The organism is Streptosporangium sp. NPDC000509 (assembly GCF_042898365.1).
Classification (GTDB): Bacteria; Actinomycetota; Actinomycetes; order Streptosporangiales; family Streptosporangiaceae; genus Streptosporangium.
This window is the reverse complement of sequence record NZ_JBIAYX010000003.1, coordinates 517258-543264: the sequence shown is the minus strand read 5'-3', so window position 1 is coordinate 543264 and position 26007 is coordinate 517258. Positions and strand designations below refer to the sequence as shown.

Below are 26007 nucleotides of genomic sequence, written 5' to 3'. Positions count from 1 at the left end.
CGTTTGGTGGGGGGGTCCTTTTTTTTTCCGCGGGGGGGGGGGGGGGGGGGGGGGGGGGGGGGGGGGGGGGGGGGGCGGCCCGGGGGGGGGGGGGGGGGCGGGGGGGGGGGGGCGGGGGGGGGGGGGGGGGGGGGGGGGGGGGCCCCCCCCCCCCCCCCCGGATCCGGACGCGCCCGTCGGATCTCGACGGGCCGGGAGCCCGTCGGACATCGAGAGCCGTCGAGGGGGCCATCGAGGGCCGGGAGACCGTCAGGCCTCGACGGAGCGAGGAACGCCGTCAGGGATTGACGAGCGAGGAGCGCCGTCAGGCCCTGACGAACAGGGGCACCGCCAGGCCCTGACGGCCCGGGGCACCACCGTCAGGCCTTGACGAGCCTCGGCAGCGAGAGGCCGAACAGGTCGATCGCGTTGTCGTGGGTGATCGCGGAGACCACCGACTCGTCGATGCCCTGGAAGTCGTGCGCGACCTGCTCCTGCGAGTAGGGGAAGTTGCCCTCGGTGTGCGGATAGTCCCCGGCCCACATCAGCCGCTTCTCGTCCAGCATGGGCAGGGTGAGGATGCCCGGCCGGTCGTCCTCGAAGGTGGCCCAGAAGTTGCGGTTGAAGTAGTCGCTGGGCTTCATCGCCAGCTCGGGGATCGTCCAGCGGTGGTGGTCGTTGAACAGGTGGTCCATGGTGTTGAGCTGGAAGGCGATCCAGCCGATGCCGCCCTCGACCAGGATGAACCGCAGGTTCGGGTGGCGTTCGGGGACCGCGCCGTAGACCAGCTGCATGAACACCCAGCCCAGGCTGATCTTGTTGCCGACGGCGGTGGTCCAGAACACGCCGGGGGTGGTCTTGTCGTTGAACATGGCCACCTGGCCGGCGGCCTGGTGGAACCCGACGGGCAGCCCGATCTCCTCCAGCACCGACCACAGCGGCTCCCAGTGGTCGTCGCCCCAGGCCATGCCGGGGACCGCCTGCGGGAGCAGGAAGGTCTTGGCACCGCGCTCGGCCCAGCGCCTCGCCTCCTCGATCGCGGGCTCGACGGGGCCGGGGCCGACCGGGAGCGCGACCGCGCCGATCAGCCGGTCGGGGTTGTGCGAGCAGAACTCCTCGAACAGCCAGTCGTTGTACGCGCGCACGCAGGCGACCTTGAGCTCGAAGTCGGGGATGCTGTGCACGATCAGCCAGCCCGGGTAGACGATCTCGGCGAGGATGCCCTGACTGTCCTGGTCCTCCAGCCGGGCGACCGGGTCGTACGCGCCGGGCCGCTGGTCCTCGAAGCGGTAGCCGGTGGGCTTGGTGATCACACTGTTGATCTTTGTGTTGATCATGGCGCCCTCGGTGCCGACCGGCTTGGGCGACATCCCGGTGTTGGGCACGATGAAGAAGTCGCCCTTGTCGGTGGACTGGACCTGGGGTGCCTGGTGCTGGAAGCGCTGCGGCAGCCGCTTGAGCCAGAGGTCCTTCGGCTCCACGACGTGGGAGTCGACCGAGATGAGCGGGCGGGGCTTACCAGTGGTCATCGAAATCTCCAGATGGGTCGTGCCGGGCACGGCGGTCGTGGTGAATCGTGGGTGGAGCGACCGCTCTCCGACAGGAGCACGCTAGGCCGCCCGCCGTTAAGCCGGTCGTTATCCGAACCTGCGCCTTCGCAGGGCCGTTATCCGGCGGAGGCGCCGAGCCGGTCGGCGAGCCAGCCGTTGATCTCGGGCACCGCGATCGACAGGTTGTCCATGTGGCAGTGCTGCGCGGCCCCCTCCTCGTTGGTGAAGATCCGCAGTGTCTTGTCCGCGGAGCCGCAGGCGTCGTACAGCAGGTGGGCGTCCGACACCGGCACCTGCTGGTCGTCCTCGCCGTGCGCGAGCAGGAACGGGCAGGTCATCCGGGGCACCACGTCGGCCAGCCGGAAGTCCTCCAGCAGCCGTAGAGCCTCCTCGTTGGAGGAGGTCCCGGTGGACCAGACCAGGTGCTCGCCGGGGACCGGCAGCTGCTTGGCGTACGCCGCCTCGATCCGCTCGCGCCAGATCCGGTGGTAGTCCCAGATCGCGCCCCAGGCGACGCAGGCCTTGAACCGGGGCTCCATGCTGGCGCAGCGCGAGGCGTAGTAGCCGCCCAGGCTGAGCGCCATCACGCCGATCCGGTCGGCGTCCACGTCCGAGCGGCCCTCCAGCCAGTCGATCGCCGCGCCGCCGGCCACCTCGTAGTCGTGCCGCAGCGGAATGCCGCGGAAGCGTACGGCCTCGCCGACGCCGGGACTGTCCAGCGACAGCACCGAGACGCCGCGGGCGATCAGGTCCTCGGCGCCGAGGAACCAGTTGTGCTCCTTGTTGCCGTCGAACCCGCTCATGAACAGCACCGCGGGCCGCCGGTCGTCGGGCGAGGAGGCGGCGGAGATGAAGATCGCGGGCAGCGCGGTGTCCTCGTACGGGATCTCCACGTGCTCGATCGTGTACCGGTCGTCCAGCTCGGCGGCGCGCCGGAAGCAGTCCGTCATCGCCCGGTAGGAGGTCAGTGCCTCCTCGTCCTTGGGAAAACGGAACCGCTCGGCGGCGAAGTAGTAGCTGGTGGCCCGGCGGTAGTGCGCGAGGGCCGCGCGGCGGTCGCCCCGCGCCTCGGCCTTCTCCGCGAGGCCCCGGACGTGGTCGCCCATCGCGCCCCACTCGCGGAACCAGCGCTCGTCGTCACCCACGTGACCGGCGAGCCGCCGGCAGACCCGGTCGATCTCACCGACCTCGGCACCACCGGTCGGCACCACGGCGAACACCAGCATCACGTTGTACGACCACCGGTAGTCCTCGGGGAACCAGGCACACCACTCGGCATTGCGGATCGCGGCAACCACTTGTCACTCCTTCGTCGAGTCCATCGGGATCGTGGTCAGAACAGCCGGTAGGCGCTGCGGTAGAAGAGCAGCGGCGCGGCCTCGTCGTCGGCGGCGAGCTCCAGCACCCGCCCGAGCACCAGGGTGTGGTCGCCGGCCTCGTAGGTTTCGACGATCGTGCACTCCACGTGCGCGTGCACGTCCCTCAGCACGGGGGCGCCGGTCCTGCCCGGGCTGTGCGGCACACCCGCGAACCGGTCGCCGCGGCGGGCGAACTGCCTGGCCAGCCCTTCCTGGTCGGCCGTGAGCACGTTGGCGCAGAAGTGCCCGGCGGCCTGGATCGCCGGCCAGGTGGTCGAGGTGCGCGCCGCGCAGAACAGCACCAGCGGCGGGTCGAGCGACACCGAGACGAACGAGTTCACCGCCATCCCCACCGGGCCGTCCGTCCCCGACGCGGTCACCACGACCACCCCGGTGGCGAAGCAGGCCATCACACCGCGCAGGTCGTCGCCCGCGATGACCGGCTGCGCGCTCACAGTCCCACCCCTTCGGCGTACCTGGCCCGGTGATGGTCGGGGTCGCCGAAGAGCAGCGCCGAGGACGCCGCCCGTTTGAAGTACAGGTGTGCCGGGTGCTCCCAGGTGAACCCGATGCCCCCGTGCACGTGGATGTTCTCGCCCGCCACCATGGTGTAGGCCTCCGAGCAGTAGGACTTGGCCAGGGCGGCGACCACCGGGAGCTCCGGCAGGTCCTCCCCGGCCGCGTACATCGCGTAGTGCGCCGCCGACCGGGCCGACTCGACCGCCGTCAGCATGTCCGCGCACCGGTGCTTGATCGCCTGGAAGGAGCCGATCAGCCGGCCGAACTGGCTGCGCACCTTGGCGTACTCGACCGCCATCTCCAGGCACCGCTGGGCGCCGCCGACCTGCTCGGCGGCGAGGCCGACCGCGGCCAGGTCCAGCAGACGCTCCAGCACGGGACCCGCGGCGCCCTCCTCGCCGATCAGCCGGGCCGGGGTCCGGTCGAACTCCAGCACCGCCTGCCGGCGCGTCCTGTCCATCGTCGGCAGCTGTGTCCTGGTCAGCCGGGACGCCTCCCCGAAGACGGCGAACAGCGAGAGCCCGGCGTCGGTTCCGGCGAAGACCAGCAGCAGATCGGCCGTGTGCCCGTCCAGTACGAACGACTTGGTTCCCGACAGCCGCCAGACGTCGTCCTCGTGCGACGCCCGCAGCGCGATGTCGCCGGGCGACCAGGACCCGGACGACTCGGTGATCGCCACCGAGGCGATCGTGTCACCGGCGGCGATCCCCGGCAGGAAGTCCTGCTGCGCCCGCTTGTCGCCGGACAGGAGCAGGGCGTTGGCGGCGAGCACCACGGTGGCGAAGAACGGCCCGCCCAGCAGGGCACGGCCCGTCTCCTCGAGCACCACGCCCAGTTCGAGGAAGGAGGCCCCCGAGCCGCCGAAGCGCTCGGGGATCGCGATTCCCTGCAGGCCGAGCTGTTCGGCCATCTGCCGCCACACCCGCGGGTCGTAACCCGGCTCGGTGTCCATCAGGCGGCGTACCTGTGATTCCGGGGAGACCTGCTCCACGAACGACCGCACGCTGTCCCGGAACTCCTCGTGCTCCTCGGCGAGGCCGGTGAACGCCGCGGTCGCGTCGGCCAGTTGTTGAAGTCCGCTCATGGCCAGGACGTTAGAAGGGGGATGTGCACTCGGCATGAGCGGCGAGAGCCGTAACGCCCACAGTAACTCCCCATGGGCGATCGTTCCTACCGATGCCGAGCCGACACCGGTATGGGGCCACAGCCAGAGGAGGAAGTCACCGTGGATCTTAGCTTCGACGGCCGGGTCGCCGTGGTCACGGGAGCGGGCGGAGGGCTCGGCCGGGCCCACGCTCTCGAACTGGGGCGCCGCGGCGCGAGGGTCGTCGTCAACGACATGGGCACGTCCCTGTCGGGGGACGGCGTCGAGAGCGGCCGGGCGGCGATCGTGGTGAAGGAGATCGAGGCGCTCGGCGGCACCGCGGTGGCCGACGTCAACTCCGTCGCCACCCCCGAGGGCGGCGAGGCCCTGATCCAGACCGCGCTCTCCGCGTTCGGGCAGGTGGACGTCGTGGTGAACAACGCCGGCATCCTGCGCGACAAGACCTTCCACAACACCGGCCCCGACGACGTGGACCCGGTGCTGGACGTGCACCTGAAGGGCGCCTTCAACGTCACCCGCCCGGCCTGGCGGGTCTTCCGCGAGCAGGGCTTCGGACGCGTCGTGGTGACCTCGTCCTCGGCCGGCTTCTACGGCAACTTCGGCCAGGCGTCGTACGCCTCGGCCAAGATGGGCCTGATCGGGCTCATCAAGGTCCTCGCGATCGAGGGCCGCAAGTACGACATCAAGGCGAACGCGATCGGCCCGGTGGCGCTCACCCGGATGACCGAGGGCTTCGAGAACCCGATCGCCGACAAGATGGACCCCGCGCTGGTCTCGTCCGTGGTCGCCTACCTGTGCCACGACTCGTGCGAGCTGTCCGGCGAGGTGCTCAGCGCGGGCGCCGGACGGGTGGCCAGGGTGTTCGTCGGCATGACCCGCGGCTACGTCGACGACTCCCTCAGCGCCGAGGACGTCCGCGACCACCTGACCGAGATCTTCGACGACACCGGCTACCAGGTGCCGGGCAACAGCATGGCCGAGATGGAGCTCCTCGCCGAGATGCTGGGGAAGTGAGATGACCGAGCAGCGCACCCGCCCGGTCCCGCTGACCGGGCAGCGCCTGTCGGGGATCCGGATCGGGGAGTGGATCGACATGGCCGCGCGGCGCTCCCCGAACCGGGAGTGCTTCGTCACCGCGGAAGGCTCACGCACCTTCGCCGAGGTCCGCGACCGGGTGCACCGGCTCGCCCGCGGCATGCAGGAGACGGGCCTGCGGCAGGGCGAGCGGGTCGCGATCCTGGACACCGACTCGCCGGAGTACGTGGAGATCCTCCTCGCCCTGTTCAAGCTCGGCGCGGTGGCGGTGCCGCTGAACTACCGGCTGTCGCCCGCCGAGATCACCACCCTGCTGCGCACCGCCGAGGCGTCCTGGATCTTCGTCGGCGAACGGTACGCACCCGACGTGCTGCGGTCCCGGCCGGAGCTGCCGCAGCTGGCGCACGTGATCGGCCGCGGCACGGCGGTCGAGGGGACCGTCCCGCTGGAGGAGATCCTGGAGCTCGGCGCGGCCGGCGACCCGACACCGGCCGCGGTCGAGGACGAGGACGTGGTCGCGCTCGCCTTCACCAGCGGCACGACCGGCCTGCCCAAGGGCGTGATGCAGTCGCACCGCATGTGGAAGACGATGGTCTCCAACGCGGTCCTGGAGTACCGCTTCCTGCGGGACGAGTTCCGCTACTCGGCCTCCCCGCTGTACCACGTCGCCGGGCTCGGCCTGGTGCTCAACGCGATCCAGCGAAGCTCGACCTCACTGATCGTTCCGCAGTGGGACCCGGCGGAGCTGCTGAGGTGGTGCCGCAAGGGCCTCACCGACGTGTTCCTGGTGCCGACCATGATCAGCGCGCTGCTGCGGGAGCCGGACGTGGCCCCGGCCGACTTCGCCGCGCTGCGCTCGGTCTTCTACGGCGCCGCGCCGATGTCGCCCGACCTGCTGGTGCGGGCGATGGCGGTGATGGACTGCGACTTCTACAACGGCTTCGGCGCCGGAACCGAGGCGGGCATGCAGAGCGTGCTCACCCCCGAGGACCACCTGCGCGCGCTGAACGGGCACCCGCACCTGCTGAAGTCGGTGGGGCGCCCCGGCTACAACATCGACCTGCGGATCTGGGACGCCGAGGACCGGGAGGTGCCGATCGGAGAGGTCGGCCAGATCGTCACCCGCAGCGACATGGTGATGAGCGGCTACCACGGCCGCCCGGAGAAGACCGCCGAGGTGGTGGTGAACGGCTGGTTCAAGGGCGGCGACCTCGGCTACCTCGACGAGGAGGGCTACCTGTACCTCGCGGGCCGCAAGGACGACATGATCATCCGTGGTGGCGAGAACGTCTACCCGATCGAGATCGAGACGGTCCTGTCCGCCTACCCCGGCGTGGTCGAGTGCGCCGTCGTCGGCGTCCCCGACCCGCACTGGGGCCAGACCGTGCGAGCCCACGTCGTCCTCACCGAGACGGCCGCGGCCGAGGCCACGCCCGAGGGCATCCAGGGCTTCTGCAGGGACCGCCTCGCGAAGTACAAGGTGCCCGACGAGATCCGAATCCACACCGGCACCCTGCCCAAGAACGCGAGCGGCAAGGTGCTCCACCGTCTGCTGCGGGAGCAAGCGTGAGCGACCAGACAGAAAATCCACCCACCGGCGAGGCCGCGTTCCAGGACGCCGTCCGGGCGTTCCTCGACGCGCACGCCAAGCCGCTCCCCGAGGCGCAGGAAGGCTGGGGCGTCGGCTCCGACGAGCTGAGCTCCGGCGCCGAGCCGACCCGCGAGGAGGAACTGCGGATGGTGGAGGCCGCCACGGCCTTCCGCCGCGAGCTCTTCGACGCCGGCTTCGGCTGGCTCACCGGCCCTGCCGAGTACGGCGGCGGCGGCCGGGAGGCGCGCTTCCAGGAGCTGTTCGACGAGGTGGCCGCCGACTACGAGCTGCCCTCCGAGGCCTGCTTCGTCGTCGGCCACCACATCGTCGCGCCGACCCTGCTCGCCTGGGGCACCCCGGAGGTGAAGGAGCGATACCTCCGCGCGCTGTACCGGGCCGACCTGCTCGCCTGCCAGCTCTTCTCCGAGCCCGAGGCCGGCTCCGACCTGGCCGGGGTCCGCAGCCGAGGCGTCCGCGACGGCGACGGCTGGCGGGTGAGCGGGCAGAAGGTGTGGACCTCCGGCGCCCACTACAGCGACATCGGCGAGATGCTGGTCCGCACCGACCCCGAGGCTTCCAAGCACGGCGGCCTCACCATGCTGATGATCGACATGCACGACCCCGGCGTGGAGGTCCGCCCGCTGCGCCAGATGACCGGCGGCGAGGCGTTCAACGAGGTGTTCGTGGACGACGTGTTCGTCCCCGACAGCCACGTGCTCGGCAAGCCCGGCGACGGCTGGAAGGTGGCGATGACCACGCTCGGCAACGAGCGGGCGTCCATGGGCTACCGGACCTCCCCGCCCGCCTCCGACCCGGTCGAGCGGCTGCTCGGCCTGATCCGGCACTTCGGCCTCGAAGGCGACACCGGCATCCGGTCGGAGTTCGCGCGGATCGCGATCCGGCGCGACATCATCCGGTGGACCGCCGCGCGCGCCGCCGCCCGCGCCGCGGGGGGCGAACCCGGCGCCGAGGCCTCGATCATCAAGCTGATGGACTCGGAGAACGTACGCGCCATCGGCGCGCTCGCCGGCCGCGTCCTCGGAGCCCGCATGACCGCCGACACCGGCGAGTGGGGCACCTACGTCTGGGCCGAGCTCATGCTGAGCGCGCCGTCCCTGCGCCTCGCCGGAGGCACCGACGAGATCATGCGCAACATCATGGCCGAGCGCATCCTCGGCCTCCCGCGCGAGCCGGCTCCCAACCGCTGACCACCCTCACGAGGAGAGACCACACCCATGGTTGACCGCACGCCAGTCATCGCCGGGATCGGCCTGAGTGACTACCCCAAGGCCCCGCATCTCGACGCGGTCGGACACCACGTGCTCGCCACGCAGCGGGCACTCGCCGACTGCGGCCTCGCCAAGAGCGAGATCGACGGGTTCATGTGCGCCCAGGGGGACTTCGCGCAGCCCGACAACGCCGGCACCATGGCCGAGATCCTGGGCATCAACCCGCGCTACTTCGACGGCACCGCCGTCGGCGGCTCCAGCTTCGAGCTGCACGTCCAGCACGCGGCCGCCGCGATCCGGGCCGGCCTGTGCGACAACGTGCTCATCGTCTACGGCTCCGACCTGTACACCAAGTCGGGCACCAACCCCGGCTTCGGCGCCAAGAAGCCCGGCGAGGCGGTCCCCGGCGTCCTGCAGTTCGAGTCGCCCTGGGGCAACTCGCTGATCGGCGCCTACGCGATGGCCGCGCAGCGGCACATGCACGAGTACGGCACCACCTCCGAGCAGCTGGCCGCGATCGCGGTGGCCTGCCGCACGCACGCCGCGCTCAACCCGAACGCGCAGTACCGCAAGCCGATGACGGTCGAGGACGTGGTCAACTCCCGCATGATCGCCGACCCGCTGCACCTGCTGGACTGCTGCGTGGTCTCCGACGGCGGCGGCGCGGTGATCGTGACCACCGCCGAGCGGGCCCGCGACCTGCGCCAGCCGCCGGTGTACGTGCTGGGCGCCGCGTCCGCGCAGACGCACTGGAACATCAGCCAGATGCCCGACTACACCCGCACCGCCGCGGAGCGCAGCGGGAAGGAGGCCTTCGCCCAGGCGGGCCTCACCCCCGACGACGTCGACACGGTGCAGCTCTACGACAGCTTCACCATCACCGCACTGCTCATGCTGGAGGACCTCGGGTTCTGCAAGAAGGGCGAGGGAGGCCCGTTCGCGGCCTCCGGCGCGCTGCAGCTCGGCGGCGCCCTGCCGCTGAACACCGACGGCGGCGCGCTCAGCTCCTGCCACCCCGGCATGCGCGGCATCTTCCTGCTCATCGAGGCCACCAGGCAGCTGCGCGGCCAGGGGGGCGAGGCGCAGGTCGAGGGCGCCGAGGTCGCCCTGGCGTGCGGCTCGGGCGGCTGGCTGTCGGCGATGGGCACCGTGATCCTCGGAAAGGACAAGGCATGACGAACGCCACCACCCCCGCTGACGCGCCCCCGATGGAGGGCCGCCCGGTACCGCTGCTCGACGCCTCCACCCGGCCGTACTGGGAGGCCACGCTGCGCGGCGAGTTGCTGGTGCAGGAGTGCCCCGAATGCTCCCACCGGCAGTTCTACCCCCGGCAGATCTGCGTCGAGTGCGGCGCCGTGCCCGGCTGGCTGACCACCGCGGGCAGGGGCGTCGTGCACACCTTCTCCGTGGTGCGGCAGAACGGGGCGTTCCCCTTCAACCAGTGGACCCCGTACGCGGTCGCCGTGGTCGAACTCGACGAGGGGCCGCGGATCATGGGCAACGTGATCGGCTGCGAGGTGGACGAGGTCCGGATCGGGATGCGGGTCGAGGTCGGCTTCGTCCCGCTGAACGATGAGGCGTCCCTGCCGTTCTGGCGCCCCGCGGACTGACGCGAACTGACACGACCGACGCGGACTCCGCTCACGCGACACACCCGGCCGGGGGGCGTACCCCGGCCGGAGCGGGGCCGACCCACGGACCGACGGGTGAAGACCTGGTCGGCGCGGGCCGGCGGCGCGAACCCCACAGGTACAGACCTCGGTCGGCGTGTGTCCGACCGGTGAGGACCCGGCCGACGCAGACCCGGCCGGACAGACGGAGAAGCGCCCCGAGGTGGCGGGGCGCTTCTCCGTCGGTGTTTCCGGTGCCCGGGGTCAGAGGCCGTCGGTGTTCCTCTGCCCGAGATCGTCCGTGTTCCTGTGCCTCGGGCCGGTTCCGGTGCCCCGGGCCAGAGGCCGGGGCACAGAGCCGGGGGTCAGACCGCCTGCGGCGAGGGTGCCCGCAGGTTCGTCCCCCCGGGCAGGTCGCCCGCCTCCGGCGGCAGGCTCGCCTCCGCCGGTATCCGCAGCGACAGCCACTCGGCGATCAGCCGCAGGGTCGGGTCCGGGTCGTCGGTCTGCATGTGCTCGGCGCCGCTCTCCCCGGAGGCGAACACGCGCAGCGTCTTGTCCTCCGACCCGGCCGCCTCGAAGGCGCGGCGCGCGTCGGCGACCGGGATCTCCCGGTCGTCCTCCCCGTGCACGATGAGCAGGGGCTGGGTCACCCGCGGCCACACGGTCGCGAGCGTCCACTCCTCCAACCGTTCCAGGGCCCGCTCCACGCTCGGTGTGCCGAGCACCCAGGGCAGGAACCACGACGCCGGCTCGTAGCCGGAGCGGTCGTCCCAGCGTCGTCTCCACACCGCGCCGCAGTCCCAGTTGCCGGCCCACGAGACGCAGGCCGAGACCCGCGGCTCGAACGCCGCCGCGCGGGCCGCGTAGTACCCGCCGAAGCTGATGCCGAGCACGGCCACGCGCCGGGCGTCCACGTCACGCCGGGTCTCCAGATAGTCGATGATCGCCGCGGTGGGCACCTCGTAGTCCGGGCGCGAGGGCACGCCGCGCAGCCGGACCATCTCCCCGGTGCCGGGGGTGTCGACGACCAGGCAGGTGACGCCCCGGCGGGCGAACGCGGTGCCCATCACGGCGTACATCAGTTCCTTGGTCAGGTCCAGGCCGCCGTAGACGATCACCACCGGCCGCGGGTCGCCGGCGTCCGGCGCGATCAGGTAGCCGGGCATCATGCCGTCGGGGGAGTCGATGTGGACACGCTCGAGCGGCAGGGCCGCGCACTCCATCGCGTTCCCGAACGCCTGCAGGGCCGCGGCGTAGCTCTCCGACTTCGCGGGCCCCAGCGGGATCTCCCGCTGCCCGCTCGCGTGGTACACCGAGGCGCGCAGGTAGCGTGCCCCCGCCGTCGCCGGGTACCCGGCCTTCAGGTCCCGGGCGGCGAGTTCCTCCTGCCGGTGCGCCATCCCCGCCCAGGCGGCGGCCCAGACCTCCAACCTCGTCAGGGGCGGGTCCGCCGCCGAGGGGTCCGCCGCCGGCAGGTCGCGGAGCGGGCCCAGCCAGCACTCCATGTCGCCGAGTGAACCGCCGGCCATCAGGGCCAGGTTCACCGTTGACGACCAGGCATGGTCGCCTGGGAAGAACTCGAACACGACGACTCCTCGCGAAACGGCGAGACGGGCGGCGGACGCGCACGCGTGCGGATGTGCCCTCGTCCGCTGGCATCTGAGATTGGTGGTTGAGGTTCATATTGATAGCGCCACCGCATTACGGGTGGCGTTACCCGGTGCGCCCGCCGTCACCGGACGGCGGGCGCACCGTGCCGCCGCCCCGGGTCGAGGGCGGCGGTCGTACGCGGGCGCCGGGTCAGGTCGTGGCCCACTGCGCCAGCGGACGCTCCTCCGGACCGGCCATGCCGCCGATCTCCGGGTAGACCTTGGTGGCCATCAGTTCCATCTCGCGGATCACGTCGTCGGCGGGCTGCTGCGCCCAGTGCCAGATCAGCACCGAGTACTCGTAGGGGACCCGCTCCCACTCCGCGGAGAACTGGGCCCGCGCCTGGTCGACGGTGCCGCCCAGGAACAGGCCGGAGTCCTTGACGGCCTGCACCACGTCGTCGCCCATCGCCATCTTCTTCTTGAAGAACTTCGCGTAGAAGTGCTCGAAGATGTCGGCGTCGTAGTCCAGCAGGGCCTTGTCGAACGCCGCGGGGGAGTCGGTGATGTGCGGCCACCGCACCGGGGCCTGGTTGGCGCCCAGCGGCAGCGGGTGGCCGACCGCGGCCGCCTCCTCCGCGTACACGCGGGCGAACTCCTCGGTGCGGGAGGAGGGGGAGAAACTGCACACCACGAAGCCGTTGCGCGCGCAGTACCGGATCGACTCCTCCGAGCTGGAGGACGCCACGAACACCGGCGGGTGCGGACGCTGGTACGGCGCCGGGGTGACGGAGATCTTCCGGATCACCCCGTCCCCGTCGATCTCGTCCACCGCGCCCATCAGCGACGCGGTGTCGGCGGCCGGGTAGCCGGCGATACCGGTGTCGTAGGGGAACGGCACCTGGACCCGGGAGCCGTTGAAGTCGAAGGAGTCCTGGGTCCAGGCCTTGAGCATCAGGTCGACCTGCTCCTCGAAGATCCCCCGGTTCGCCTTGTCGGCCGCGCCGCCGTCCGACAGCGTGGCCTGGGTGCCCAGGTGCTGGCCGAGCACGTCGGTCCAGCGCGACTGGTAGCCGCGGCTCACCCCGGTCCAGAAGCGGCCTTCGAGCATGTGGTCGAGCATGGCGCACTCCTCGGCCACCCGGATGGCGTCCTGGGTGCCCAGCACGTAGCCGTTGGTGCCGATGTTGATCCGGCTGGTGTGCGCGCCCAGCCAGGCGTTGACCACTCCGGGGGACGGGGAGATCTCGTACCCCTCGGAGTGGAAATGGTGCTCGATGCCGGCGATGCCCCAGTACCCCAGGTCCTCCGCGGCCTTGGCGATTCTCGCCCAGTCCCGCATGACCTTCTGAAACTCGTCGCGGTCGCGCCCCAGCGGTCGCCGGGCCGCGCGACCGGAGGCCCCGCCCTCGACCGGGATGACCGGATACAGCTGAACGATCGCCTTGACGCCCACAGTCCCACTCCTCAGCAGTCACAGACCGAATCCACTGCCGATATCGAACGGGACGGCCAGTTACCTGGCTGTTCTCCGTGATCCGTAACGACGGATTAACGGCTCCCGCAATAAACCGCACTTCACAACGGAACGGCCATTCGGTCGCGATCGACGGAGGGTTCCCATGAGGATTTGCCGCTTCACACCGCATGGCTGGCCGGACGCCGAGGTACGCGCGGGAGCCGCGGTCGGAGCACTCGACGCCCCGATCGTCGTCGACCTCGCCGCGCTCCTCGCCTCGGAGATCCTCGCCGACGGCGGAGAGGCCGGCCGCGCCTCCGAGCTCGCCCGTGCGACCTTTCCCGGAAGCACCGTCGCCCTGCTGGGGTCGGGCGGGCGCGCCGAGGACGAGGCGCGGCGGCTGCTCGACGCGCTGGGCGACGCCGAGGCCGCGCTGGGACGGTCGGGCCCGCTCGGCGCGCACGCCTACCGGCGCGACGCGGTCCGCCTGCTCGCCCCCGTCGACCGGCCGCCGACCGTGCGCGACTTCTTCGCCTTCGAGGACCACATGGTCAACGCCCTGCGCAACCTCGGCCGCGAGGTCCCGCAGGAGTGGTACGAGGCCCCGTCGCACTACGTGACGCGCAGCGCCTCGGTGTTCGGCCCCGACGAGCCCGGCCAGTGGCCCGCCTACACCGAGAAGCTCGACTACGAGCTGGAGTTCGCGATCGTGATCGGCCGCCGCGGCCGGGACATCCCGCCGGAGCGGGCCTGGGAGCACATCGCCGGGCTCACCATCTTCAACGACCTGTCCTGCCGCGACGTGCAGGGCCGCGAGATGGGCACCCGGGTCGGACCGGCCAAGACCAAGGGCTTCGACCGGGGCTGTGCCACCGGCCCGTACCTCGTCACCGCCGACGAGATCCCCCGCCCTTTCGGCGCGGGGATGCGGGCCTTCGTCAACGGCGAGCTGTGGTCGGAGGGCTCCGCCGCGACGATCCACTGGTCGATCGAGCAGATCGTCGCGCACGCGTCGGCGGGGGAGACCCTGCTGCCGGGCGACCTGCTCGGCTCCGGCACGGTCGGCACCGGCGCGGGAATCGAGATCGACCGCTGGATCAGGCCGGACGACGTGGTCCGGCTGGAGATCGACGGGCTCGGCGCGCTGGAGACCCGCGTGGTGCGGGCCACCGTGGGCGAGGACTGATGCGGCCCCCGGTCCTGCGCGAGCGGGACGTACGGATCCCGCTGCCCGACGGGGTGATGCTGCGCGCCGACGTCTACCGCGACCCGGCTTTCGGCCCGCGGCCGGTGCTGCTCCAGTACACCGCCTACGACAAGTCGAACTGGGCCTCGGTCTACGGTGTGATCAACCCCGAGCGTGCGGTGGACGAGGGGTTCGCCGTCGTGGTGGTGGACGCGCGCGGCCGGTTCCGCTCCGGCGGCGACGAGCCGTTCCGCCCGTTCGAGGGCTCGGGCGCGGACGCCGCCGCCTGTGTGGAGTGGGCCGCCGCGCAGCCGTGGTCCAACGGCAGGGTCGGTATGTACGGGGCGTCGAACAACGGCGTCCCGCAGTGGCAGGCGCTCCGGCGCCGGCCGCCCGGGCTGCGGACGATCGTGCCGCACTTCACCGCGTCCGAGTTCGACGGCGGCTGGGTCTGGCGCGGCGGCGCGTTCCAGCTCGGTTTCAACCTCTGGTGGAGCCTCGCCAACCTCGCCCCCGACCAACTCCGCCGCGCCGTCGTCCGTGACGGCGCGGACGCCCACCGGACGGCCTCCGGCGCCCTGGCGCGCGCCCTGCGCGACCCGGACGCCGCCTTCCGCGCCCTCCCGCTCTCCGACGTGCCCGCCCTGGACGGCGTCGCCCCGCACTACGGGGAGTGGCTCGCCCACCCGCCGGGCGACCCGTACTGGGACCGGCTCAGTGCCCGCGAGGCGCTGGCGGAGACCGACCTCCCCGTGCTGCACGTGGCCGGCTGGTACAACGTGCACCTGGACGGCAACCTCGCCGCCTACCAGGCGATCAAGGACGCGGGCGGCCCGGCCGCCGAGGCGCAGCGCCTCGTCATCGGCCCGTGGACCCAGTGGGCGCCCGCGTTGTTCGGCGACTCCTGCGGCCCTGAGCGGCGCTTCCCCGTCGGGATGGACCTGGAGGGGATCCAGCTCGCCTGGTTCGGGCGGCACCTCGCCGACGGCCCGGGCCCCGACCTGCCGCCGGTGCGCGTGTTCGTGATGGGCGCCGACGAGTGGCGCGACGAGCAGGAGTGGCCGCTCGCCCGCGCCCGCCCCACCGAGTGGTACCTGCGCGGCGGCGGGACGGCCAACTCCCGGCACGGGGACGGCCGGCTGAGCACCGAGCCGCCGCGCGGCGACGAGCCGCACGACGCCTTCCTGTACGACCCGCGCCACCCGGTACCCACCCGAGGCGGCGCCGTCTACCTGCCCAACCCGGCCGCCAACTCCGGCCCGATGGACCAGAGCGCGGTCGAGGACCGCGACGACGTCCTGGTCTACAGCGGAGACCCGCTGAGCGAGCCGGTCGAGGTGATCGGCCCGGTGCACGCCGTGCTGTACCTGCGTACCACCGCCCCGGCCACCGACGTGACCGCCAAGCTGGTGGACGTCCATCCCGACGGCCGGGCGTACCTGCTCTGCGACGGCATCCGGCGGATCACCGCGGCGGAGGTCACGGCGGCGGGGGACGGCCCGATCCGGGTCGAGGTGGACCTGATCGCCACGGGGAACGTCTTCCTGCCGGGACACCGGATCCGGCTGGAGGTCTCCAGCAGTTCGTTCCCCAAGTACGACCGGCATCCCAACACCGCCGACGGCACGGCCGCCTCGCACCGGGACCTGCGGGTCGCGATGCAGACGATCCTGCACGACGCCGAGCATCCTTCGGCGCTCGTCCTGCCCGTCACCCCCACCTGGTAACGGCGGGGATAACGGCAGCCGGGGTGAGGTCGGGGCACCGCGGCATCCCGGATTCGGAATTCCGGATTCCGGATTCCGGCGAGGAGATCAGAAAGGGGCGGCCATGCCGACCGACGAACCCCAGGGGCTCATTCCGATGCTCCCCGTGGAGGAGGCCGCGCGGATCGCGGTCGAGGTGGGGATGCGCGAGGAGATGTCGCGGATCCACTTCTACCGCCTGCTGATGAACTCTCCGCAGTCCGCCCGGGTGGAGAACGAGATCAACGACCGGATCCTGTGGGAGGGGCGGCTCACCGTCCGCCCGGAGGCCACCCGGCTGCGCGAACTCGCGATCATGCGGGTGGCCTGGGCCACCGGCTCCGAGTACCTGTGGGCACACCACTACTCCCCGACGGTCGACGTCGACCTGCCGGGCAAGCGCCCCTCCGACGTGCTCGGCGTCCGCGAGGGCGCGGACCACCCGGAGTTCGGGGCCGTCGAGCGCGCCGTGATGCGCGCGGTGGACGAGATGGTGCGCGACGACCGGATCTCCCCGGAGACCCTGGGCGACCTGAGGTCGGGGCTGGCGAACGACGGCGAGGTCGTCGAGATCTGCTACGTGATCGCGATCTGGCGCGCCCTCACCACCCTGATGGCCACCTTCCAGGTGCCGCTGGAGCCGGGCTACCGGCCCTGGGCACCCGACGGCCGCCGCCCTGAGGGGCGCGAGGCGGGGGTGCCGGGCCGGTGAGCGGGTTCGAGGAGTATCGCGACCGGTTCGCCGACGTCGCGATGGAACGGCACGACGGCATCCTGCAGGTCTCGCTGCACACCGACGGCGGATCGCTGAAGTGGAGCGAGCGGGCACACCGCGAACTGCCGGAGGCGTTCCGGCAGATCGCCACGGACCCGGAAAACCGGGTGGTCATCCTGACCGGCACCGGACCCGACTTCCTGACCGAGATGGCGTTCGAGCGGCGCAACACCACCCCGCTGGGCTGGGACCGGATCGCCCACGAGGGGCGGCACATGCTCTTCGACCTGCTCGACATCGAGGTCCCGGTGATCGCCGCGGTGAACGGCCCCGCCACCGAGCACGCCGAACTCGCGCTGCTCTCCGACATCGTGCTCGCCTCCGAGACGGCCGCCTTCGCCGACCACCAGCACGTGGTCGCCGGGGTGGTGCCGGGCGACGGCGTGCACATCGTCTGGCCCTGGCTGCTCGGGATGAACAGGGCGAGGCACTTTCTGCTCACCGGCCGGACCATCGACGCCCACGAGGCGCTGGAACTCGGCCTGGTCGCCGAGGTGCTGCCGCGGGAGCGGCTGCTGGAGCGCGCCTGGGAGCTCGCCCGGCAGCTCGCCGGCAACACCACCCTCACCCTGCGCTACACCCGCGCCTGCCTGACGATGCTGATCCGGCGCGAGCTGCAATTCGGCTTGGCGCACGGGCTCGCCCTGGAGTCGCTCGCCGCGGTCGACGCCCGCTCCTTCCCGCCCCTGCCGGCCTCCGGGCAGCCGTGACCGGCGGGAAGACCTCATGCCCCGGTATCCGCTCAGCCGAGCCCTTCACATGCCTCGATACCCGCCCGGCCGAGCCTTTCGCATGCCCCGGTGCCCGCTCAGCCGAGCCCTTCGCCGGTCCCCTCGGTGAACAGGGCGCCGATCGGAGCGGGCACGTACCGGGTCTCGTCCCCCGCGAACAGCCCGTCACGGAACCGCGCGGCGGACTCCGCCGACCAGTCGGCCGGTTGCGGGGCCGTGCGCACCGGCGACCAGGTTCGCATCCGCCGCACCGTGTTCCCGGCGACGACGAAGACCTGTCCCGTCACGTCCTCGCTCTCGGGACCGGCGAGCCAGGCCACCACGGTCGCGATGCGTTCGGCGGGCAGCGCGCCGTCGGGCAGACCGCCGAACGCCGCCTCGCTCATCGGGGTCCGCGCCCGAGGCGCGATCGCGTTGACGCACACCCCGTACCGGCCCAGCTCGGCCGCCATGGTCAGGGTGAGCGAGGCCAGCCCGGCCTTGGCCGCCGCGTAGTTGCCCTGCCCCGCGTTGCCGTACAGGCCCGACTCGCTGCTCGTGTTCACGATCCGGCGCCCGCCCCCCGGGTTCGCCCGCCAGTGTCGGGCGAGCGCCCGGCACAGCCGGAAGGGTGCGGTCAGGTTGACCGCGAGCACCGCCTCCCAGTCGTCGTCGTCCAGATTGAAGACCATCCGGTCCCTGACGATCCCGGCGTTGTTCACCAGAACCGACACCGGCACCCCGAACCCCTCCGCCGCGTCCAGCACGTCCTCGGCCGCGCCCTTCTCCGCGAGGTCCCCCCGCCAGGCCACGGCGGTGCCGCCCGCGTCCCGGATCTCCTCGGCCAGCGGCCCGCTGTCCGCGAGGTCCGCGCACAGCACCGCCGCCCCGCGCCGCGCCAGCAGCCGGGCCTCGGCCGCCCCGATGCCCCGCGCGGCCCCGGTGACGATGCAGGCCCGCCCGCTCAGGTCGAGCCCGCCGCGGGTGCCGGATGAAGCCGTCATGCCACTCTCCATGCCTTGGAAATCGAACTCCGCCGGGACCCCGCGGAAAACTCCGCCAGGACGAACGGAAGAACCTTCCTTATTGTAAATAAAGCCGAGTTCCCACATCAATGCATATCGGACATTATCTGTCGGTCGGCGAAATGTGCCTGCCGTGCCATTGTCATATTCTTTTTTGAATTCAGGTGTGTGGGAAGTGGGTGCGATTCGCCGTGAAGGCTTTTCCCCTGTCGCGCTGTGCGGCGACATCGCTCGTCCTCCCAGGGGAGGGCGAGCGATGTCGGGGACGGGGTCGCGAAGGGTCTGCCGCCGGGTGTGCCGAGGAGCGTTTCCGGCGGGTGCGCCATGAGCCGTTTTCGGCCACAGGCGACGCAGGACCCGCATGGCGTCCTTCTCGATGCGCGAAAGATCGTGGAGGATGACGCCGGCCTGCCTGAGGTGTTCCGCGTCGCCGTCCTCTCCGGCCTTCGTGTTCAAGGTGGTCACGTCCGTCCACAGGACGGCGGCCTCGGTCCCCGAATGCGTTTCCGCGTCGGCCCCCAATTCATCTGTGGCCCCGGTGTCGCCGTCACCTTCTGGTGCACTACAGCATCCTCTGGCGCAAACCGCAGGGCTGGGCAGGCTCAGCCGATGGCCTTGGAAATGATGGGGTCTCGGCAGAGACATGACCTCTGGCCCGGCCCTTCGCGTCTGGCCCTTCGCGCCCGGAGCGAGTGACGGGGATCGAGCCCGCGCCTGTCGGCTTGGGAAGTGTGTCAACCGCATGGTGCCCGTGCGCGCGCGTTTTTAGGAGTACACTTTTAAGTACTGTACTCCTAAAAGGAGAAGGTCAAGATGTCACTGCCGCGGCCGTCGGACATGTTCGACCGCGAGTGGGAGTGGGAGCAGCTCTCGCGGTTCGTCGCCAACGACTCCCGGGGGGCCACACTCGGGGTGGTCTCCGGACGACGCCGGCAGGGCAAGACGTTCCTGCTGGAAGCCGTCTGTGAGGCGACCGGTGGTTTCTACTACGCCGCCACCGAGGCCGTGCCCAGGGCGGAGGCGCTGCGCCAACTCGGGGAGGCCGTCTCCGCGTTCGCCGGGACACCGGGACGGGTCAGGTTCGAAAACTGGGAGGAGGGAATCGACGGCCTGCTCTCCTTGGGGGATGAACGGACCGTTCCCGTCGTTCTCGACGAGTTCCCCTACCTGGTGCGTGATGCCAAGGACCTGCCTTCGGTCATCCAGAAGGCTCTGTCGCCGCGCCGCAAGCAGCGGGGGGCGTCACGGTCGCGTCTGCTGCTGTGCGGGTCGTCGATCTCCTTCATGGGCGGCCTGCTCTCCGGGCAGGCGCCGCTGCGCGGGAGGGCCGGGTTGGAACTGGTGGTGCCCACCTTCAACTTTCGGTTGGCCGCCGAGTTCTGGGGGCTGACGGCCGAGCCTCGACTGGCGGCCCTGGTCTACTTCGTCGTCGGCGGCACCCCCGCCTACCGCACCGAATATCTGGCCGGGATCGCCCCGGCGGGTCTGGCCGACTTCGACCGCTGGGTCGTGGAGTACGTTCTCAACCCGGCCAGCCCTCTTTTCCGCGAGGTGCGTTTCCTGCTGGCCGAGGACCCGGCGCTGCGCGACACCGGCCTTTATCACACGGTTCTGGCCGCGGTCGCCGAGGGCAATGCGACCCGCAGTGGTATCGCGAGCAGAATCGAGCGCAAAGCCGTCGACATTTCTCATCACCTGACCGTTCTGGAGGACGCCGGCCTCCTCGTGGCCGACCCGGACGCCTTCCGCCGGAACCGCTCCGAGTATCGGATCACCGAGCCGCTCGTCCGCTTCTATCACGCGATCATGCGCCCCTACTGGGCGCAGCTGGAAAGGGCGCGGGAGGGGCGTACCGAGCGGATTTGGCGTGCCGCTCAGCCCCGCTTTCGCAGTAACGTCGCGGGGCCGGTGTACGAGCGAATGTGTCGGGTGTGGTGTGAAGACTTCGCGTCCGAGGAGACGCTGGGTGATATGGCGGGAAGTGTCCAGTCGGGGGTTGTTCACGATGTCACCAGCCGTACAGGCCATGAGGTGGACGTCGCTGTCCACAGCCCTGACGGCGCACTACTGGCCATCGGGGAGGCCAAGTGGGGGGACGTCGTAGGGCTTGGGCACCTGGAGAGGCTTGAGCGGGTGGCGGCGCTCCTCGCGGCCAAGGGCGAGGCGCCGGGGCGGCTGCTGCTGTTCAGCGGGATGGGGTTCATGCCGGCGTTGCAGGACGCGGCGGCGCGCAGCGGTGGACGGGTGCAGTTGGTGGGGCTGGAGCGGTTGTACACAGGTTCGTGATCGCGATCGGACCGGTCCGAGCTTTTCCAGTAGTCCGGACACTGCGGCATGCATCCCTACGAGCAGGCCGATGAGCAGGCCGATGAGCTCCGTAGGCCCTCAACGTGCCGGGGCCCTGCCAGGTATGCCGAGGACCGGTTCCCGCGGGTGCGCCATGAGCCGTTTTCGGCTACAGGCGACGCAGGACCCGCATGGCGTCCTTCTCGATGCGCGAAAGATCGTGGAGGATGACGCCGGCCTGCCTGAGGTGTTCCGCGTCGCCGCTCTCTCCGGCCTTCGTGATCAAGGTGGCCACGTCCGTCCACAGGACGGCGGCCTCGGCGTACAGCCGGTGACCGGTGCGGAGGTCGTCGTTGTCGATCAGCCGGGTGCATTCGTCGAGGAAGTCGCGATAAAGGGCGCGAAACAGGGCGCCGCCGGTGCCGCCCTTCTCCATGAGGAGGGCGACCTGCGGCAGATCCTGCTTCGGCTCCCCGGCCCGTAGCAGCCATCCGGGCACCTTTTTGCCGGCCTTCTCGATACCGCGATGCCCCACGTTCGAGATGGGGGCGGAGAGAAAGGCGTCGGCGCAGTCCCTGACGGCGGGGATGATCTGCTCCTGCCAGGAGAGCGGACGAGCCGGCGTGGCGATGGTGAAGGACCGATTCCTGGCGGTCATCGGGCCACGTTCGGCACGCGCCCTGGCGAGGCCGGCCCGGCTGTTGCGCACCGCTCCTCCCTGCTGGTCGGTGTCCACGAGATAGGCGTCGTGCTCGTCGTAGCCGTACATCGCGACGACATGACCGCCGAAGTGCACCCTGGACCGGAAATAGTCCAGGTGGTAGCAGTCGAGCTGGAGGCCGACCGGACGACCGGCGTCGATGGGGGCGGCCACGTTCTCCCACGCCTTGCGCGCCGAGGTGGTCTCCTCGACCGTCAACGTCAGCCCCAGCCTGGCGGCCAGGTTCCTGGTGAGTTCGAAAGGCTTGACGCGGCCTCCGAGGAAGGGGAACGCCATGGCCTTGCTGTCCCAGTAGATGAAGGACAGGCCGGAGCCCAGCCCGAACAGCATCGGCTCGGAAAGATCGAGCCCCTCGTGCCGCAGCAGCACTCCCAGCGCCGTCGTCTCGCAGTGCTGCGTGCCGCGGGCCTCGACGTCCCTCACGACGGTCATGTTCCGCCCTCCTCGTGTCGGTGTGACGGACGGTGACACCGCCCCCGTTCTCGGCATCTTCATGATCGATCAACGGGGGCGCCGAGAGTAGCACGCGGCCTCCCGGGGTGGGCGGTGGGGAAGGGGCGCCCGTTCGGGGTTGCATCCTGTACCGGGGTACAGGCTTACCGTCGGATCGGTAGGGATCGCTCCCGATACGTGGAGGGCTCATGGAATGGGCACCGGCCGAATGCACGCTTCCGACCGAGGAACGACCGCTGAGGGTGGCGGAGTTCGACGAACTGTTCGCCTCCGCACTGCGAGGACTGGAACGGGTGGGGCCGACTCACCTACGGCTCACACTCGATGCCGGAGCACGGGTGGAGGAGACCGCGCGTGACCTGACGGCCCGGGAGACGGGTTGCTGCGCCTTCTTCACCTTCACCCTCACTCCCGGCCGTGAGGGACTGGCCGTGGACGTCGAGGTCCCCGAGGTCCACACGAAGGTGCTCGACGGCCTGGTGGTCCGGGCGACCGAGATGTCCAACCGGATCGCGTCGTGAACGGGGAATGGCTCCGCACCGGAGAGGTCGCGGAAGCGGCCGGGGTCAACACCCAGACGCTGCGCTACTACCACCGGCGGGGCCTGCTGCGCGAGCCGCGACGCAGCAACGGAGGGCACCGGCTCTATCCACCGGAGACCGTGACCGTCCTGCGCGTGATCAAGGTGGCGCAACGGCTGGGCTTCACCCTGGACGAGGTGGCCGACCTGGTCGAGGCGACCGCCCACCGTCACGGCAGACCGGACGGCGGTCTGCGGGCACGGGCGACGGCCAAGCTCGCCGAGGTGGAACAGAAGATCGCAGACCTTGGGACGATCCGCGAGACACTCATCCAGGCGATGGACGCCGGATGCGACGACCTGGTGGCGTGCGCGGAAAGTTCGCGCTGCCCGCTGCCGTTCCCCGGTCTGGCGGACGAGGGCCGGAATGCCGATGTCTTGAGGAACGGGAGCCGACATGCCGATGTCTTGACGAACGGGAGCCGACATGCCGACCTCTTGGCGGACAGGAGCCGACATGCCGACCTCGACTGATCCCGGCCGTCGTAAGCGCTTGTTCCCGGCCGGCCTGACGGGCTTGGCCGCGGTGGCCTGTGCCGCGTGTTGCGCGCTGCCCCTGCTGCTCGCCGCCGGAGTGATCGGGGGCACCGGGGCCGTCGCGCTCACCGGCGTCATGCCGACGGTGGCCCTGATCCTGGCGGGCGTGGCCGCGTCGGCCTGGGGGCTGGTGTGGTTCCTGCGCGGGAGAAAGCAGGCCGGCGGATGCGCGGGCGGAACCGGCTGCGGCTGCCAGGGCGAAGGGGGGCGCCGAGGAGCCGAAGGCGATCCTCTACATTCGCAGTCGTGACTGTCGCACGTTCTCTTCTCCTGTTCGTGGTGGCCGCGCTCGCCGAGATCGGCGGGGCCTGGTTGGTCTGGCAGGGCGTGCGAGAACAACGTGGGTTGTTGTGGATCGGCGCCGGATTCATCGCCCTGGGCCTGTACGGGCTCGTGGCCACCTTCCAGCCGGATGCCAACTTCGGCCGTATCCTCGCCGCCTACGGCGGCGTGTTCGTCGCGGGCTCGCTGGGATGGGGCATGGTGGTGGACAGGTTCCAGCCCGATCGCTGGGACGTCATCGGGGCCGCCATATGCATACTCGGCGTACTGGTCATCATGTACGCCCCGCGCGGTTAGCCGAAGTCGCCCCTGGGACCCCGAGCCTGTCGAGGACGAGCCGATACGTACGCCACGAACCCGGCATGGGCCATCGACCGTGTGGGACAGTCGGGGCACTGTTGTCCACCCGGTGGTCTACCCGGTTTCGAAGTGGGAGCTATGGCGGCGGAGTTTCAGGTCGGCGATCACATCATGGTGCAGGACGACAGGACCCTCGAAATCTTTCACCGGGGCCTGTCCGAGAGCAGCCGCTACCACGTGGCGTTTCTCGGGGTGGACGTCCAGCCGCACGGCGACGGGTTCAAGGTTCGGCTCGGCGCCAGGCGGGACGACGGCCAGGTGGTGGGCGGGGTGAGGCTGAAGATGGATCAGGCGGAGTTCGCGCGCTTCCGCGATTTCATCGCCCTGGCCGTCGCGGCCCGCGACCGGACGAGCCCTCCGAACGAGCCCACCTCGCCCTGAATCACGACCGCTTCCGCGAAGGCACGATCAACGGCGCCGCTCTGGAATCGTCTCGTCTCAGCGGATCCGTCGACGGCTGTTCGGCAGGATGAACACATGACGGTGAAGAGCCGCAGGCGATGGAACCACAACATCCATTACCACCCCCGCATCCTGCGCGCGATCCCTGACGGTGCCCGGCGTGCCCTCGACGTCGGTTGCGGCGAGGGCATGCTCGCCCGCGAACTGCGGCGGACCGTGCCGCGCGTCACCGCGATCGACCTCCACGCGGCCGGCCTCGACCAGGCCCGCGAGCACCCCGACGACGTCGACTACATCCTCGGTGACTTCCTCACCCACCCCTTCGAGCCCGCCTCTTTCGATGTCATCGCGTCCGTGGCCACCCTGCACCACATGGACGCCGCCGCCGGGTTGGCCCGCATGCGCGAGCTGCTGCGCCCCGGCGGTGTCCTGGCCGTCGTCGGCCTCGCCCGTAGCGTCATGCCCAACGACCTGCCGCGCGACCTGGCCGGTGTCGCCGTCGGTGCCTTCCACCGCGCCGTGAAGGGGCACTGGGAACATCCGTCCCCCATAGTGTGGCCACCGCCGGTGACATACCCGCAGATGCGCGCCTTGGCCGCCGAGATCCTGCCCGGCTCCCGGTATCGCCGTCACCTTCTGTGGCGCTACAGCATCGTCTGGCGCAAACCGCGGGACTGAGCAAGCTCGGCCGATGGCCTTGGAAATGAGCGGGAGCAGCTATCGCGGTTCGTCGCCAACGACTCCCGGGGGGCCACACTCGGGGTGGTCTCCGGACGATGGGGCATGCGTCTGCTCGTAAAGCACGCGCGAATACATGAATGCCGCGTCTGATTTCCGCCGGAATTGCTCGTCCGAATTACGCCGTCCCTCGTCACATGACCACTCGTAACGTGTTCGGCGACGAGAACCATCCGCTTTGTCGGATGGAAACCAAAACGAGGGAAGACGATATGGATCTCCAGCTTTCCGGTCGGGTCGCGGTCGTCACCGGTGCTTCCAAGGGCATCGGCCTGGCCGTCACTCGCACCCTCCTCGCCGAAGGCGTCCGTGTCGTGGCGGCTTCGCGGAAGAGCACCCCCGAGTTGGAGGCGCTCGGCGGTGACCTGATCCATGTTCAGGCGGACCTGATGGACGCCGAGGCTCCCGCGAGGATCGTGGAACAGGCCGTGTCGGAGTTCGGTGGGCTCGACCTCCTGGTGAACAACGCCGGGGGACCGCCGCCCGGCGTGGCCCTGCCGCGCTTCTCGTTCCTGACCCCCACCGACGAAGACTGGCGGGTGATGTTCGAGTTCAACCTGTTCTCGGTCGTGCGTACCATTCGGGCGGCCATTCCGCCGATGCTCGCCCGAGGCGGAGGCTCGATCGTCAACGTCTCCTCGGGCAGCGCCCGCCTGCCCGCTCCCATGAACGTCGACTACAGCGCGGCCAAGGCGGGTCTCAACAACCTGACCAAGGCTCTCTCCGAGGAGTTCGCACCCCAGGGCATCCGGGTGAACACCATCTCCCCGGGGCCGGTGCGTACGGCATGGTGGACGGAGAGCGGCGGAGCGGCCGACATCCTCGCCGCCCAGGTCGGAACGGACCGCGACAACGTCATCGACCAGGTGGCACCGGAAATGATGAAGCTGTCGACCGGCCGTCTGGTCGAGCCCCAGGAGATCGCCGACGTGATCGCCCTGCTCGCCTCACCTCGCTCGGCCAGCACGACCGGCGCGGACTTCGCCGTGGACGGCGGGTTCCTGAAGCAGACCTGACCATCGATCTTGATGCCCCCGGCCCCGTCACGGTTCTCACCTCCGCCCCGGAGGACTGTGTGGCGGATGCGTCACCGTCGTCAAGGTCTGAGCCGCGCGGAGTGCGGGGGAGGGCTCTCTCCTGGAAAGGATCACCTCACAAAACCCGAGCGCATGAGGGCGGC

The 26007-nt window shown here is 70.7% G+C and carries 25 protein-coding genes; 17 read left to right on the top strand and 8 right to left on the bottom strand.

The features are described 5' to 3' along the window. Positions 1–359: 359 nt before the first annotated feature. The 4 genes from ACFY3D_RS08750 to ACFY3D_RS08735 all read right to left on the bottom strand — a co-directional run bounded on the left by ACFY3D_RS08750 (position 360) and on the right by ACFY3D_RS08735 (position 4490). Positions 360–1508 carry an amidohydrolase family protein gene (locus tag ACFY3D_RS08750; RefSeq protein WP_389976581.1) on the bottom strand — a complete coding sequence of 383 codons (1149 nt, stop codon included), beginning with the start codon at positions 1506–1508 and terminating at the stop codon, positions 360–362. Between the two features lie 137 nt (positions 1509–1645). Continuing rightward, positions 1646–2827, bottom strand: coding sequence for an alpha/beta hydrolase family protein (locus ACFY3D_RS08745; protein ID WP_389976578.1), 1182 nt, complete (start codon positions 2825–2827; stop codon positions 1646–1648). A 35-nt stretch (positions 2828–2862) separates the two neighbouring features. Further along, positions 2863–3342 carry a flavin reductase family protein gene (locus ACFY3D_RS08740; protein ID WP_350942961.1) on the bottom strand — a complete coding sequence of 160 codons (480 nt, stop codon included), beginning with the start codon at positions 3340–3342 and terminating at the stop codon, positions 2863–2865. Then, on the bottom strand, positions 3339–4490 hold the full coding sequence (locus ACFY3D_RS08735) for an acyl-CoA dehydrogenase family protein (RefSeq protein ID WP_389976575.1): 1152 nt from the start codon (positions 4488–4490) through the stop codon (positions 3339–3341). The genes ACFY3D_RS08740 and ACFY3D_RS08735 overlap by 4 nt, the downstream gene beginning before the upstream one ends. A 141-nt stretch (positions 4491–4631) precedes the next feature. Here ACFY3D_RS08735 and ACFY3D_RS08730 point away from each other — a divergent pair, with 141 nt between their 5' ends. Genes ACFY3D_RS08730 through ACFY3D_RS08710 form a run of 5 tightly spaced genes read left to right on the top strand, consistent with a single transcriptional unit; the run spans position 4632 to position 9976 of the window. Further along, positions 4632–5525 carry an SDR family NAD(P)-dependent oxidoreductase gene (locus tag ACFY3D_RS08730; RefSeq protein WP_389976572.1) on the top strand — a complete coding sequence of 298 codons (894 nt, stop codon included), beginning with the start codon at positions 4632–4634 and terminating at the stop codon, positions 5523–5525. A 1-nt stretch (position 5526) separates the two neighbouring features. Further along, on the top strand, positions 5527–7116 hold the full coding sequence (locus ACFY3D_RS08725) for a class I adenylate-forming enzyme family protein (protein WP_389976569.1): 1590 nt from the start codon (positions 5527–5529) through the stop codon (positions 7114–7116). Further along, positions 7113–8345 (top strand): acyl-CoA dehydrogenase family protein, encoded by a 1233-nt coding sequence (locus tag ACFY3D_RS08720; protein WP_362896494.1) that lies wholly within the window; start codon positions 7113–7115, stop codon positions 8343–8345. Before ACFY3D_RS08725 ends, ACFY3D_RS08720 begins: the two co-directional genes overlap by 4 nt. A 27-nt stretch (positions 8346–8372) precedes the next feature. Further along, positions 8373–9542 (top strand): acetyl-CoA acetyltransferase, encoded by a 1170-nt coding sequence (locus ACFY3D_RS08715; RefSeq protein WP_362896492.1) that lies wholly within the window; start codon positions 8373–8375, stop codon positions 9540–9542. After that, positions 9539–9976: a Zn-ribbon domain-containing OB-fold protein gene (locus ACFY3D_RS08710; RefSeq protein ID WP_389976567.1), complete on the top strand. Its 438-nt coding sequence runs from the start codon at positions 9539–9541 to the stop codon at positions 9974–9976. Before ACFY3D_RS08715 ends, ACFY3D_RS08710 begins: the two co-directional genes overlap by 4 nt. Positions 9977–10341: 365 nt before the next feature. On the opposite strand, the gene ACFY3D_RS08705 is transcribed toward ACFY3D_RS08710, so the two are convergent. Then, positions 10342–11565, bottom strand: coding sequence for an alpha/beta hydrolase family protein (locus ACFY3D_RS08705; RefSeq protein WP_389976564.1), 1224 nt, complete (start codon positions 11563–11565; stop codon positions 10342–10344). A 214-nt stretch (positions 11566–11779) separates the two neighbouring features. After that, positions 11780–13024: an LLM class flavin-dependent oxidoreductase gene (locus ACFY3D_RS08700; RefSeq protein ID WP_362896488.1), complete on the bottom strand. Its 1245-nt coding sequence runs from the start codon at positions 13022–13024 to the stop codon at positions 11780–11782. A gap of 166 nt (positions 13025–13190) precedes the next feature. Between ACFY3D_RS08700 and ACFY3D_RS08695 the strand changes: the two genes are divergently transcribed. The 4 genes from ACFY3D_RS08695 (at position 13191) to ACFY3D_RS08680 (ending at position 17443) form a co-directional block, all read left to right on the top strand. Further along, complete coding sequence (locus tag ACFY3D_RS08695; protein WP_389976561.1) at positions 13191–14213, top strand: fumarylacetoacetate hydrolase family protein; 1023 nt, start codon at positions 13191–13193, stop codon at positions 14211–14213. After that, the gene (locus ACFY3D_RS08690; protein WP_389976558.1) at positions 14213–15940 is read left to right on the top strand and encodes a CocE/NonD family hydrolase; all 1728 of its coding nucleotides are present in this window, start codon (positions 14213–14215) and stop codon (positions 15938–15940) included. The genes ACFY3D_RS08695 and ACFY3D_RS08690 overlap by 1 nt, the downstream gene beginning before the upstream one ends. Positions 15941–16043: 103 nt before the next feature. Beyond that, positions 16044–16670, top strand: a complete 627-nt coding sequence (locus ACFY3D_RS08685; RefSeq protein WP_389976555.1) for a carboxymuconolactone decarboxylase family protein — start codon at positions 16044–16046, stop codon at positions 16668–16670. Next, positions 16667–17443: an enoyl-CoA hydratase/isomerase family protein gene (locus ACFY3D_RS08680; protein WP_389976552.1), complete on the top strand. Its 777-nt coding sequence runs from the start codon at positions 16667–16669 to the stop codon at positions 17441–17443. Before ACFY3D_RS08685 ends, ACFY3D_RS08680 begins: the two co-directional genes overlap by 4 nt. Positions 17444–17541: 98 nt before the next feature. Here ACFY3D_RS08680 and ACFY3D_RS08675 read toward each other — a convergent pair whose 3' ends face one another. After that, positions 17542–18447 (bottom strand): SDR family NAD(P)-dependent oxidoreductase, encoded by a 906-nt coding sequence (locus tag ACFY3D_RS08675; protein WP_389976549.1) that lies wholly within the window; start codon positions 18445–18447, stop codon positions 17542–17544. An 834-nt stretch (positions 18448–19281) separates the two neighbouring features. Here ACFY3D_RS08675 and ACFY3D_RS08670 point away from each other — a divergent pair. Further along, complete coding sequence (locus ACFY3D_RS08670; protein WP_389976545.1) at positions 19282–20754, top strand: ATP-binding protein; 1473 nt, start codon at positions 19282–19284, stop codon at positions 20752–20754. A gap of 169 nt (positions 20755–20923) precedes the next feature. On the opposite strand, the gene ACFY3D_RS08665 is transcribed toward ACFY3D_RS08670, so the two are convergent. Continuing rightward, positions 20924–21907, bottom strand: coding sequence for a BtrH N-terminal domain-containing protein (locus ACFY3D_RS08665; protein ID WP_389976542.1), 984 nt, complete (start codon positions 21905–21907; stop codon positions 20924–20926). 209 nt (positions 21908–22116) lie between these two features. On the opposite strand from ACFY3D_RS08665, the gene ACFY3D_RS08660 reads away from it, so the two are divergent. The 7 genes from ACFY3D_RS08660 to ACFY3D_RS08630 all read left to right on the top strand — a co-directional run bounded on the left by ACFY3D_RS08660 (position 22117) and on the right by ACFY3D_RS08630 (position 25843). After that, positions 22117–22449, top strand: coding sequence for a hypothetical protein (locus tag ACFY3D_RS08660; protein WP_389976539.1), 333 nt, complete (start codon positions 22117–22119; stop codon positions 22447–22449). Beyond that, positions 22446–22982, top strand: a complete 537-nt coding sequence (locus ACFY3D_RS08655; protein WP_389976536.1) for a MerR family transcriptional regulator — start codon at positions 22446–22448, stop codon at positions 22980–22982. Before ACFY3D_RS08660 ends, ACFY3D_RS08655 begins: the two co-directional genes overlap by 4 nt. Beyond that, a complete protein-coding gene (locus ACFY3D_RS08650) occupies positions 22966–23295 on the top strand; it encodes a hypothetical protein (protein ID WP_389976533.1) in 330 nt (109 codons plus the stop codon). Before ACFY3D_RS08655 ends, ACFY3D_RS08650 begins: the two co-directional genes overlap by 17 nt. Then, on the top strand, positions 23292–23624 hold the full coding sequence (locus tag ACFY3D_RS08645; RefSeq protein ID WP_350942990.1) for a YnfA family protein: 333 nt from the start codon (positions 23292–23294) through the stop codon (positions 23622–23624). Before ACFY3D_RS08650 ends, ACFY3D_RS08645 begins: the two co-directional genes overlap by 4 nt. Before the next feature lie 141 nt (positions 23625–23765). Continuing rightward, entirely contained in the window at positions 23766–24068 is a 303-nt protein-coding gene (locus ACFY3D_RS08640) for a hypothetical protein (RefSeq protein ID WP_389976530.1), read from the top strand. A 96-nt stretch (positions 24069–24164) separates the two neighbouring features. After that, positions 24165–24767: a class I SAM-dependent methyltransferase gene (locus ACFY3D_RS08635; protein ID WP_389976527.1), complete on the top strand. Its 603-nt coding sequence runs from the start codon at positions 24165–24167 to the stop codon at positions 24765–24767. A gap of 272 nt (positions 24768–25039) precedes the next feature. Next, positions 25040–25843 (top strand): SDR family NAD(P)-dependent oxidoreductase, encoded by an 804-nt coding sequence (locus ACFY3D_RS08630; protein WP_389976524.1) that lies wholly within the window; start codon positions 25040–25042, stop codon positions 25841–25843. The last annotated feature ends 164 nt before the right edge of the window (positions 25844–26007 follow it).

Excerpts from the sequence above, each read along its gene's own strand:
- ACFY3D_RS08750 (WP_389976581.1), bottom strand. The coding sequence starts at position 1,508 with ATGACCACTGGTAAGCCCCGCCCGCTCATCTCGGTCGACTCCCACGTC.
- ACFY3D_RS08630 (WP_389976524.1), top strand. The coding sequence starts at position 25,040 with ATGGATCTCCAGCTTTCCGGTCGGGTCGCGGTCGTCACCGGTGCTTCC.
- ACFY3D_RS08660 (WP_389976539.1), top strand. The coding sequence starts at position 22,117 with ATGGAATGGGCACCGGCCGAATGCACGCTTCCGACCGAGGAACGACCG.
- ACFY3D_RS08635 (WP_389976527.1), top strand. The coding sequence starts at position 24,165 with ATGACGGTGAAGAGCCGCAGGCGATGGAACCACAACATCCATTACCAC.
- ACFY3D_RS08710 (WP_389976567.1), top strand. The coding sequence starts at position 9,539 with ATGACGAACGCCACCACCCCCGCTGACGCGCCCCCGATGGAGGGCCGC.
- ACFY3D_RS08675 (WP_389976549.1), bottom strand. The coding sequence starts at position 18,447 with ATGACGGCTTCATCCGGCACCCGCGGCGGGCTCGACCTGAGCGGGCGG.
- ACFY3D_RS08640 (WP_389976530.1), top strand. The coding sequence starts at position 23,766 with ATGGCGGCGGAGTTTCAGGTCGGCGATCACATCATGGTGCAGGACGAC.
- ACFY3D_RS08690 (WP_389976558.1), top strand. The coding sequence starts at position 14,213 with ATGCGGCCCCCGGTCCTGCGCGAGCGGGACGTACGGATCCCGCTGCCC.
- ACFY3D_RS08650 (WP_389976533.1), top strand. The coding sequence starts at position 22,966 with ATGCCGACCTCGACTGATCCCGGCCGTCGTAAGCGCTTGTTCCCGGCC.
- ACFY3D_RS08665 (WP_389976542.1), bottom strand. The coding sequence starts at position 21,907 with ATGACCGTCGTGAGGGACGTCGAGGCCCGCGGCACGCAGCACTGCGAG.
- ACFY3D_RS08685 (WP_389976555.1), top strand. The coding sequence starts at position 16,044 with ATGCCGACCGACGAACCCCAGGGGCTCATTCCGATGCTCCCCGTGGAG.
- ACFY3D_RS08715 (WP_362896492.1), top strand. The coding sequence starts at position 8,373 with ATGGTTGACCGCACGCCAGTCATCGCCGGGATCGGCCTGAGTGACTAC.
- ACFY3D_RS08735 (WP_389976575.1), bottom strand. The coding sequence starts at position 4,490 with ATGAGCGGACTTCAACAACTGGCCGACGCGACCGCGGCGTTCACCGGC.
- ACFY3D_RS08670 (WP_389976545.1), top strand. The coding sequence starts at position 19,282 with ATGTCACTGCCGCGGCCGTCGGACATGTTCGACCGCGAGTGGGAGTGG.
- ACFY3D_RS08695 (WP_389976561.1), top strand. The coding sequence starts at position 13,191 with ATGAGGATTTGCCGCTTCACACCGCATGGCTGGCCGGACGCCGAGGTA.
- ACFY3D_RS08725 (WP_389976569.1), top strand. The coding sequence starts at position 5,527 with ATGACCGAGCAGCGCACCCGCCCGGTCCCGCTGACCGGGCAGCGCCTG.